The sequence below is a fragment of the Candidatus Thermoplasmatota archaeon genome (assembly GCA_035541015.1).
Classification (GTDB): domain Archaea; phylum Thermoplasmatota; class SW-10-69-26; order JACQPN01; family JAIVGT01; genus DATLFM01.
In genome coordinates this window covers 1-9,201 of the sequence record DATLFM010000014.1, presented here as the reverse complement: position 1 = coordinate 9,201, position 9,201 = coordinate 1, and the positions used below count along the sequence as shown (strand labels likewise).

Annotated in this window: 9 protein-coding genes; 2 read left to right on the top strand and 7 right to left on the bottom strand. The window is 69.7% G+C overall.

Annotated elements, in window-relative coordinates; all coding sequences use genetic code 11:
* Positions 1–186: 186 nt before the first annotated feature.
* Positions 187–903, bottom strand: coding sequence for a glycosyltransferase family 2 protein (locus VM681_01285; GenBank protein HVL86631.1), 717 nt, complete (start codon positions 901–903; stop codon positions 187–189).
* Positions 900–1,751 (bottom strand): glycosyltransferase, encoded by an 852-nt coding sequence (locus VM681_01280; GenBank protein ID HVL86630.1) that lies wholly within the window; start codon positions 1,749–1,751, stop codon positions 900–902. Before VM681_01280 ends, VM681_01285 begins: the two co-directional genes overlap by 4 nt.
* A 74-nt stretch (positions 1,752–1,825) precedes the next feature.
* On the opposite strand from VM681_01280, the gene VM681_01275 reads away from it, so the two are divergent.
* Positions 1,826–2,887: a glycosyltransferase gene (locus tag VM681_01275; protein HVL86629.1), complete on the top strand. Its 1,062-nt coding sequence runs from the start codon at positions 1,826–1,828 to the stop codon at positions 2,885–2,887.
* Here the strand turns inward: VM681_01275 and VM681_01270 are convergent.
* From VM681_01270 to VM681_01250, 5 genes are read right to left on the bottom strand one after another with little or no spacing between them, the layout of a single operon-like run.
* Positions 2,884–4,572 (bottom strand): CARDB domain-containing protein, encoded by a 1,689-nt coding sequence (locus VM681_01270; GenBank protein ID HVL86628.1) that lies wholly within the window; start codon positions 4,570–4,572, stop codon positions 2,884–2,886. The two genes, VM681_01275 and VM681_01270, sit on opposite strands and share 4 nt — an antisense overlap.
* Before the next feature lie 4 nt (positions 4,573–4,576).
* Positions 4,577–5,497 (bottom strand): ABC transporter ATP-binding protein, encoded by a 921-nt coding sequence (locus VM681_01265; protein ID HVL86627.1) that lies wholly within the window; start codon positions 5,495–5,497, stop codon positions 4,577–4,579.
* A complete protein-coding gene (locus VM681_01260; protein ID HVL86626.1) occupies positions 5,494–6,342 on the bottom strand; it encodes an ABC transporter permease subunit in 849 nt (282 codons plus the stop codon). The genes VM681_01265 and VM681_01260 overlap by 4 nt, the downstream gene beginning before the upstream one ends.
* Positions 6,335–7,252, bottom strand: a complete 918-nt coding sequence (locus tag VM681_01255) for an ABC transporter ATP-binding protein (protein ID HVL86625.1) — start codon at positions 7,250–7,252, stop codon at positions 6,335–6,337. Before VM681_01255 ends, VM681_01260 begins: the two co-directional genes overlap by 8 nt.
* Positions 7,253–7,273: 21 nt before the next feature.
* A complete protein-coding gene (locus VM681_01250) occupies positions 7,274–7,867 on the bottom strand; it encodes a methyltransferase domain-containing protein (GenBank protein ID HVL86624.1) in 594 nt (197 codons plus the stop codon).
* Between the two features lie 70 nt (positions 7,868–7,937).
* Here VM681_01250 and VM681_01245 point away from each other — a divergent pair.
* The coding region (locus tag VM681_01245) for a hypothetical protein (GenBank protein HVL86623.1) at positions 7,938–9,201 on the top strand (1,264 nt) is incomplete at its 3' end.

The window sequence follows — 9,201 nt, the reverse complement described above, 5'->3', positions numbered from 1 at the left end:
CGACCGGACGCCCGGGTTCGAGGGCTTCCTCGTGGTCGCCGGCCTTGGGATGGCCGTGCTGCTGGCAAGGCGGCGCGCCGAGTAGGTGCGGTGCGGCTGCGGTAGGGTGGGGGAGAAGGATCTCCCCCACGCCCCTCTCTTTTTTTCCTTGCGGCCGCTTCGCGGCCGCATGCGACGCGACGCTGCCTACTCGGGCCGTGTGAGCCCGAAGCGCTTGCGGAAGAGGAAGCCGAGGTTGCGCAAGCCGTCCTTCCACGAGTTGAGCTTCACCTCGCCCACGCGCGAGCGGTACTCGATGGGAACCTCGCGCGCTCGAAGCTTCGAGAACGCCTCGATCTTGATCTCCTCCGAGTACGCCATGCCGTCGCTTGTGAGCGAAAGACGCGGAAGCGCCGAGCGTCGGAGGACCCACATGCCGCTTTGCGAGTCGCGCACGCGCGTGAGGAAAAGGACCCGCATGGCCGTCGAGAGCACCCAGTTCCCGATCCGGTGCTTGCGGCTCATGGCCCCCTCCCGCATGCGCGCGAAGCGGTCCGTCGTGAGGAAGTCCAGGCTCTCGCGCTCGAGCTCGTCCACGAGCGCGGGGATCTGCTCGACCGGGTAGGTGAGGTCGGCGTCGGCGGTGACGAGGATCTCGCCCCGGGCGCGCTCGAAGCCCGTCTTGTACGCGCGCCCGTAGCCTCGCCGCGGCTCGACGATCACCCGCGCGCCGCGCGAGCGCGCGACCTCGCGCGTGCGGTCCGTCGATTCGCCGTCCACGACGACGATCTCGACGGCAAAGCCGCGCGACGCAAGCTCCTTGCTCGGGATCTGGTCGATCACGCCGCCGATCCCTTCCTCCTCGTTGAGCGCGGGGATGACGACGCTGATCGTGCGCGCGCCCGGCGGCTGCGGGTCGGTCATGCGCCCTTCTCCTCCGCCTGCGGGCGCGCCCGGGGGGTCACGAGCGCCGGCGGCGGCACGTAGGGCCGGCGCGGCTCCCGCACCTTGCACGTGAGGTAGCCGAGCACGGCGCACGCCAGCCGCACGACGCCCCAGAACGTCATCTGGCGCGCGAAGAGCTTGCGGAACGAGTAGCTCGCCCAGAGGTTGCCGTGCTTGAGCGTGAGCTGCTTGCGGCCGTACCCGTTCCAGAACGCCTGCTTGAGGAAGCCCACGACGCGGCTGCGCGTGCGGTTGTACACGACCGCCTTTGGGGCAAACGCGATCGAGTAACCGTGCTCCACGGCGCGGAAGTTGAGGTCGATGTCCTCGGCCGTGCGGAAATGCGGGTCGAATCCGCCGAGGCTCTCGAACACGTCCCGGCGGTAGGCGAGGTTGCAGCTCGGGTAGGTCACGTCGAAGCCCTTGTGGGAAAGCTCGACGCGCTCCAGGCGCGTGAACGGCTCGTAGCCGATGTTGACCGTGCGCCCGGCGACGACGTCAGCCGTGGCCATGGCTTCCCGGATCTCGGCCACCCAGCTCGGGCTTGCCAGGCAGTCCCCGTCGACGAAGGCGACGATGTCGCCGCCCGCGCGCGCGACGCCGAAGTTGCGCGAGCCGCCCCGGGTGTTGCCGTGCAAGAGGAGTCGGATCGTCGGGTGCTTGGCGGCGAAGCTCGCGACGATCTCGCGCGTGCCGTCCTCGCTGTTCGAGTCGACGACGAGCACCTCGTAGGGCGGCTCCTGGACGGCCAGGCTCTCGAGAAGCTCGGTGATCGCGCCCGCTTCGTTGCGGACCGTCACGACCACGCTCACGAAGGGCTCGTCCATCGCACCCCACGACGGGGGGAAGCAAGGGCTTGCGGTACATAAACCAAGCGGCAGGGATTTGAGGACGCGCCGACGTGCGCGCCACGATGGCGACCTCCGCGGGGATTCTCCCGTTCGTCTCCGTCGTCACCTCGGTGCGAAACGAGGAGCGCACGATCTCAAAGCTCCTCGACTCGCTGCTTGCGCAGGACTACCCGAAGGACCGCTACGAGATCCTCGTCGTGGACGCCGTCTCGACCGATCGCACGGCCGAGATCGTCAAGGAATACGAGGCGCGAAGCTCGAACCCGCCCGTGCGCCTGCTCGTCCGGCCAGGACCGGACGTGGCCGGCGGACGCAACCGCGGCGTGCGCGAGGCCAAGGGGGAATTCGTGTACATCACCGACGGCGACATGGTCGTCGGCGCAAACGTGCTTCGCGACATGGTCGCCGTCTTCACGAAGGACCCCACGATCGGAGGCGTCGGGGGCCCCAACGAGAGCGAGAGCCAGGATCTCGTGTCGCGCACGATCGCGTGCTTTCCCGTGCACGGCCCAAGCCGAGGCATCGTCCCGCTTCTTGGCGCGCATCCCTACGACGCGCCCTTTGTGTCGTCGACGAACATCTACGCGAGCGTCTGCCGCAACGCCATGTTCCGGAAGTCCGCGATGGAGGCCGTCGGGCTCTTCGACGAGTCGCTCATCGCGACCGAGGACCCGGAGTTCAACGCGCGCCTGCTCGACGCCGGCTACCGGATCGCCTACGTTCCCGAGGCCGCCGTGCGCCACCACCACAGGACGAGCCTTACCTCCTTTCTGTATCAGCAGGGTCGGTACGCCTATTGGCAGGCCGTCGTCAACCGGAAGCACCCGCGCATGCGAAGCCCGCGCCAGTGGCTTCCGGCGCTTGCGCTCCACGGCGCGATCGTGTTCGCGATCGCGGCCGTCGCCGCGCCGGCGCTGCGCTTCCCGTTCTTTGCCGCAGTCGTCCTCGCGTTGCTGGGGCCGCTCGTCTATGGCCTCAAGTGCGCGGTCGCCAAGCGCGATCCGGCGCTTGCGGCCAGCGCGCCCGTCTTCTTCCTTGCGTGGATGCTCGGCTGGGCGGTCGAGTATCCGCTGGGCGCGTTGGGCCTTCCGGGCGGGCGTCGCGGCCGCTAGGCGGGGAATTCCCGCCGCTTCATCGCCACGGCGGCGGCCACGAGGAACGCCACGCCGGAGAGGAGCACCACGAGAAGCGCCGTCGTGGGCTCTCCCTCCGCCGGAGCCCATTGAACCCCCTGGTCCATGGGCCAGCCGCCAAACGCCTTGCGCACGTGGTGGCTGATCGTGAGGTTCGACACCCACGGCACGAGCGCTCCGGCGATCGTCTCCCAACCGAGCACGAAGGCGACGCCCACGAGGTAGGGCCGGTCGACGAGGACGCCCAAGAGCACAAAGAACGCCGAGTAGGCAAAGAGCGCGGCGAGGCTTGCCAGAAGCGGCGTCGTGAGGAAGCCCACGTCCCCGCCGGGTGCGCCGAACATGACGGCGAAAGCGGCGGCGATGCCAAGGATCACAGCCGTGGCGGCCACGACGAAGCCTGCGGCGAACTTCGCAAGCGGCAGGAGCCAGCGCGGGATGGGCCGCGTCAGGACGTACGGGAGCGTGCCGCGCTCCCGCTCGTCGGCCAGCACGCCGGCGGCGTAGAACAGCGCGACGAAGGGCAGGATGATGTGCAGGTGCAGGAACTCGAAGATCGCCTGGTAGAACGCCTTGATCGTGGCCCGCGGCGGAGGCTCCAGCTGCGGCGCCAGGAGCGGCCGCAGATCTTCGACGAGCTGCCGGTGATCGGGCATCAACATCCCAAAGGGCACCGCGACGACGTTGTCGTCGGGGCTGGGATCGAGCGCGCCGGCGGGCGGCTGCGCGTACGCCTGGATCCAGTACGTCTCCAGGAACGGCGGCTGCCATGAGATCGTGATCGTGGAGCTGTTCCCCACGCCAAGGCTCACGGTCCGAAGCTGGTCCTGCACGGGCGGCACGATCGAGAACGCGCCTCCGTCCACGCGCCCCGCGCGCAGCCGGAACGTCGCGTTCTCGACGGGCTCGGGGCCGCTGTTGACGACCGTCGCCGTGATGTTGACGAACTCGAACAGCCGCGGCTCCCGCGGCGCGAACTCCACCCGGACCGACAGGTTGGCTTGCGTCTCGCCTTCGCCTTCGAGACCCGTGGGCGCCCGCGGGCCCGCCTCGGGCAGGCGGAAGGGAACGACAAGCGGCGTCGGCTCGCCCCGGGCGAGGGCCTCGGTGCCCGGCGGCCGGTGCTGTGCGAGGTTGTTGCGCTCGTTGATCTCGCCGACTGCGTCCTCGGGGTCGGCCTGGGCGAGCACGAGCCACACGCCGAACTTGGCCTGCCAACTGAACGTCACCGTCGTCGACGCGCCCGCGGGAAGCCCCTCGACGCGCTCGACGAGCCGCTCGCCCTGGAAGAAATCGCGCGAGGGCCGCATGCGCGTCTCGGCGGACATCTCCCAGGCGAGCCGTCCGGTCTCGTTGTTCACGACGAGGCGGTTCCCTTCGACGCGCGGCAGCGCGTGGAAGACGGAGAGGCTCACGTTGAAGCCGCCCACGTCGACGCCGCCGACGTTGCGCAGCTGCACCGCGAAGGTGACCTCGTCGCCGTCCCGGATGCGCTCGAGATCGGCGAAGACGCCCGTCACCTCGACGTCGGCCGGGTGCGTGGCGACCCAGGAGCCGGTGAGGAGCATCGGGACGAGCGCGACCGCGAAGGCGGCCCACACGCCGCGCGCCGACAGCCAGCCGCGCAGCGACAGGCCGAACAGGGTTCCGATGGGAGCGGCCACGCGATCAGGCCTCCACGAGGTACCGGAACACGGCTTCGATCGTCTCGTCGGGGCTCGTCACGGACATCACCGCGAGATCCTGCCGCTCCAGAAGCATCCGCTGGAGGTCCTCGTAGAAGCGCTGCGGGTCGCGCGTGCGCACGACGACAGCGCCTTCCTCCGCCGCGACGGACAGGACGCTCTCCCATCCCCAGAGCGCGGCCCCCACGGGGCGCGGGCTTGGAGTGGCCAGGCGGACGGTCCGCGGGTAGCGCTCCAGGAGGTCGCGGATCTTGGCCACCTCGCCGTAGGCCATGAGGCGCCCGTGGTTCACGAGCAGGATGCGCTGCGTCATGGCCTCGACGTCCGGCAACACGTGCGTCGAGACGAGCACGCTCTTGCCCTCGGCCGCCAGGCCCTTGATGAGCTGAACGAGGTCCCGCCGCGTGGGCGGATCCGTGCCCAGGAGGGGCTCGTCGAGGATGAGAAGCTCGGGATCGTGCGCAAGCGCGAGCGCGAACTTGAGCTTCTGCCGCATGCCGCGCGAGTAGGCCTCCACGCGGCGGTCCATGGCCGAAGAAAGGCCCACGCGCGCGAGCTTCTCGCGGGCCGCCTCCTCCGCGCGTCCGGGCGCAAGGCCGGAAAGACGGGCGGCAAGCGTGGCGCACTGGAGACCCGAGAGATCGCGCCAGGGCGCGTCGCCCTCCGGCACGTAACCCACGCGCGCGGCAAGCGCCGGGTTGTCCCACGGGTCCTCGCCTAGGACGCGGATCGTCCCGGCGGAAGGGCGGACAAGACCGGTGGCCATGCGCAGAAGGCTCGTCTTGCCGGCGCCGTTGGGGCCAAGAACGCCCGTGATCCCCGGCTCGACCTCGACCGTGAGGTCGTTGACGGCAATCACGTCGCCGTACCATCGCGAGAGGCGTTCGCACGCGAGGACGTTCATTCGGCGGCACCTCCCAGGCGAGGCCGCTTCCACGCCAGGAGGCCCCAACCGAGCGCAAGAAGCACGGCCCAGAGCACGAGACCCCACCAGCCCTCGAAGCCCGAATCGACCGTGGCCCCGATCATCCAGGGCAACTGCGCGTCCCAGGCGTTCATGGGAGACACGATGCGCGCCGCGCCGCCGGGGACGAGAACGTCGACGAGCCGCTGGGCTCCGGCGAACACGTTGTTCGCGAAGACGTCGAGCACGGCAAAGGAGCCCAGCAGGAGGAGCGTGGCCCCGCGGCTGGAGCGCGACACGGCCGCCAGCCCAAGCGCAAGGCCGGACACCATGACGGCCCACAGGAACGCCCAGGCAAGCGCACCTGGCAGAACCCATTCCCAGCCTTCGGGGTGGTTTTGGAACATGAGCATCGTGGCAACGTAGTAAAGAAGCACGGGACCCACGCAGGCAAGCGTGGTCACGGCAAGAAGCGCCGCGATCTTGCCGCCGAGGTACTCCGGAAGCGTGACGGCGCGCGAGAGGTAGAGCTCGAGGGCGCCCTGCCGCTGGTCCTCGAGGAGAAGCGGCGCGCCCATGATGGCGGCCACCAGGAGGCCCGCCCAGGGGACGACGTCGAGGAACGTGACGAACTGCGAGAGCGTGTGGATCCCCGTTCCGCCGCGCGAGAAGGACGAGAGCTGGCCCACGACGGCGACCGCGTAGGCGAGGATGAGAACGAGGGGGATCTGGATCCACAGGTTGTTGAGCGCGCGCCGCAGCTCCTCGCCTGCGACCGTGGGCGCCGCCGAGCCCGTCGAGAGCGTGCCCGTCCAGCGCGGGTAGCCGTGGACGCCCTCAGGCATTCGACGCACCTCCCGCCACGGCCTGCGTGAACGCCTCGTCGAGCGTGAGCTCGAAGGGCGCCAGGTGCCGCACGACGAGGCCCGCCTGGGCCACGATGCGCAGCACCTCGCGCGGATCGTCGAGGCTCACGCGCAGGTTCGCCGCCGCCGGCTCCCACGCGACCCCGCGGGCGGTGAGGGCCTCCTGGAGCTTGTCCATCCCGCCGGCCACGCGAACGAGGTAGCCGCCCGCGGGCGCGCGCTTGAGCTCCGAGAGCGGGCCGTGGGTGACGGCGCGACCGTCGCGCAGCACGAGCGCGTGCGTGGCCAATCGCTCGACGTCGTTGAGAAGGTGCGTGGAGAGCAGGACTTGGAGCCCGTGCTCGGCGCGAAGCTCCGCGATGAGCTCGAGAAGCGCGATGCGCGCCTCGGGGTCCACGCCCTCGGTGGGCTCGTCGAGGACCAGGAGCGCGGGGTCGTGGACGAGCGCCTGGGCGAGCTTGAGCCGTTGGCGCATGCCCGTGCTGAAGGTTTCGACGCGGCGGTAACGGGCCTCGCCGAGGTCGACGTAGTCGAGCACCTGGTGGGCCCGCTCGATGGACTCCACCTTGCCCATGCCCACGAGCCGGCCGGCGAAGGAGACGGCTTCCACGCCCGAGAGCTCCGGGAAGAGCGCCTCGCCCTCCGGCGCGTAACCGATCTTGCGGCGCACCGCCTTTGCTCCCGGATTCACCTCTTCTCCGAGGATGCGGACGGTTCCCGACGTCGGCGGGATCACGCCCATGAGGATGCGAAGAAGCGTCGTCTTGCCCGCGCCGTTGGGGCCAAGGAGGCCGACGGCGCCCCCGGGCAGCGAGAGCGAGAGGGGCCCCAGGGCCTGGTGCGAGCCGTAGAATTTCACGAGGCTCTCGAACTCCGCAAGGGCTGCCATCGAGTTCCCCGGGCCGGCGAATCACGGCGGGCCGGAAAAACGTTGCGGCTTGCGGGCCTCGACGCGCACGTTGGCGCAGGCGAGCTCGCGCCAGAAGAGGCCGACGAGCTTGGCAAGCCAGCCCTGCCTCCATTTCGTGAACAGCCTCACGTCGACGACCTCAAGCCCGGCCGCCTCGCAGAGGTTGCGCAGATGGCCCACAGAGAACAGCATGAAATGGCGGTCCCCGTGCACGCCGTGCCAGCGGTGGTTGTCGCCGTATCGCAAGCCGTTCAGGTAGTACCCGACGTAGCCGGCGTGGTCCGTGACGAGCACGAGCCGCCCACCCGGCCCAAGCACGCGGACGGCCTCCTGCAGGAAATGGAGCGGGTTTGGCATGTGCTCGAGGACGTTTCCCGCGTACACTTCGTCGAACACCCCGTTTTTGTAGGGAAGCTCCAGAACCGAGCCCACCTCGGTGACCGCGGAGCCCGGCGCGAAGTCGATGCGATGCGTCCCGTAGGTGTCGTTGCCGCAGCCCACGTTGAGAACACGCTCGGGCGCGGGTCCTTCGCGCCGCCCCGCGTGCAGCATCGCGGGCGAGGAGACTTCGGGCGCGGGCGGCCGGGCGGACACGCTCAGGGTTTCGACCGACGGGACACGGTAACAACACGTATTTAACCGGGTCGCTTCATGGGCGCGAACCGTGGATCTCACGCCCATGCAGCTTGCGTGGCGCGCCACGGGCGTCGCGCTGTACCTTGTTTCGGGAGCTTTCGTGCTCCTGCTGCTGGCCGGCCGTTCACGACGACGAATTCCTCTGCTCTCAAACGCGGCGGCGCGCCTGGACCGGGCGCTTGCCTCGTTCGGGCTTCGTCACACGCTTGTCCTTTCCGGGCTCCTGGTGGGCTTCCTTGCCGTCCTGCACGCCTTCACCCTGTCCGACCCCCACGCCAACAACTACGGCGATTTCCGGGTCTACTGGTTGGGTCCCGCGCAGACCCTGCTTGCGGGCGGCAATCCGTACGCAACCTTCGACGGCGGCCCGCACGCGTGGGGGAACGGGATCAACTTCGGGCTCCTGTTCGTCGCCTTCAATGCGTTTGGGGTCTGGGCGGGCGGCGCGTACGGGCTCATCCTGCTGTACGGCGCCGTGGCCGTTGCGGTTCCCGTGCTCGCGTGGCTGCTTGCGCGCGAATACCTGGACGATCCCGTACTTCGCGCGTACGTCGTCCTTCTTTCCATCGTCGTTCCGCAATCGCTCTTCTACATCGTGCGGCTCGTGACCGACGAGCATCTCACGGTCGTGGCCGTCCTGGGCACGCTGCTTCTCGTGAAGCGCGACCGGATCTGGGCCGCCGCGGCGTTCGCGGGCGCGCTTGCGGCGGTCAAGTACCTGCCGTTGCTGTTCCTTGCCGCGTTCCTTGTCGTGCACTACCGCGCCGTCGCCGCCTCCTTGTCGGGTTCCTCCGCGCGGGCACGCGCGTTTGCGGCGCACGCGGGCGCGCTTGCCCTTGCGGCCGCCATCCTCGCGGCAAGCCTCGCGATCGGGTTCCGGCTCTACGGGAACGACTTTCTCGCCCGGACCGTGGGGATGACGGCGCTGCTTCCGGAGATCGAGGTGCTGTGGCTCCTGGAGAGCGCTCGCGCGTGGGTGAGCCCTGCCGCTGTCAGCGCGGCCATGCTCGCCGCCCTTGCGGCCCTTTGCGCCTACGTCCTCCTGCGCCCCCGGCGGCCCGATCCGGACGGACGACATTACCTGAGCGTCTTGGTCGGCGTCCTCGTGCTCGTGATGCTACTGTTTGCCAAAGTGAACGCCGAATACGTCTGCCTGGCCGTGGCGCCCGCGGCGACGTTCCTCGCGCTCCGCTGGAGCCAGCGCCCGGCGGCCGGTCTTCTCGACGCCGTGCGGTCCCCCGCCTACGTGCTTGGCCTCTCGGTGCTCGCCGATGCGACGATCTGGTGGGCCG

Bases quoted from the DNA above. Each gene is read 5' to 3' on its own strand.
- VM681_01285 (HVL86631.1), bottom strand. From the start codon at position 903: ATGACCGACCCGCAGCCGCCGGGCGCGCGCACGATCAGCGTCGTCATC.
- VM681_01280 (HVL86630.1), bottom strand. From the start codon at position 1,751: ATGGACGAGCCCTTCGTGAGCGTGGTCGTGACGGTCCGCAACGAAGCG.
- VM681_01265 (HVL86627.1), bottom strand. From the start codon at position 5,497: ATGAACGTCCTCGCGTGCGAACGCCTCTCGCGATGGTACGGCGACGTG.
- VM681_01260 (HVL86626.1), bottom strand. From the start codon at position 6,342: ATGCCTGAGGGCGTCCACGGCTACCCGCGCTGGACGGGCACGCTCTCG.
- VM681_01255 (HVL86625.1), bottom strand. From the start codon at position 7,252: ATGGCAGCCCTTGCGGAGTTCGAGAGCCTCGTGAAATTCTACGGCTCG.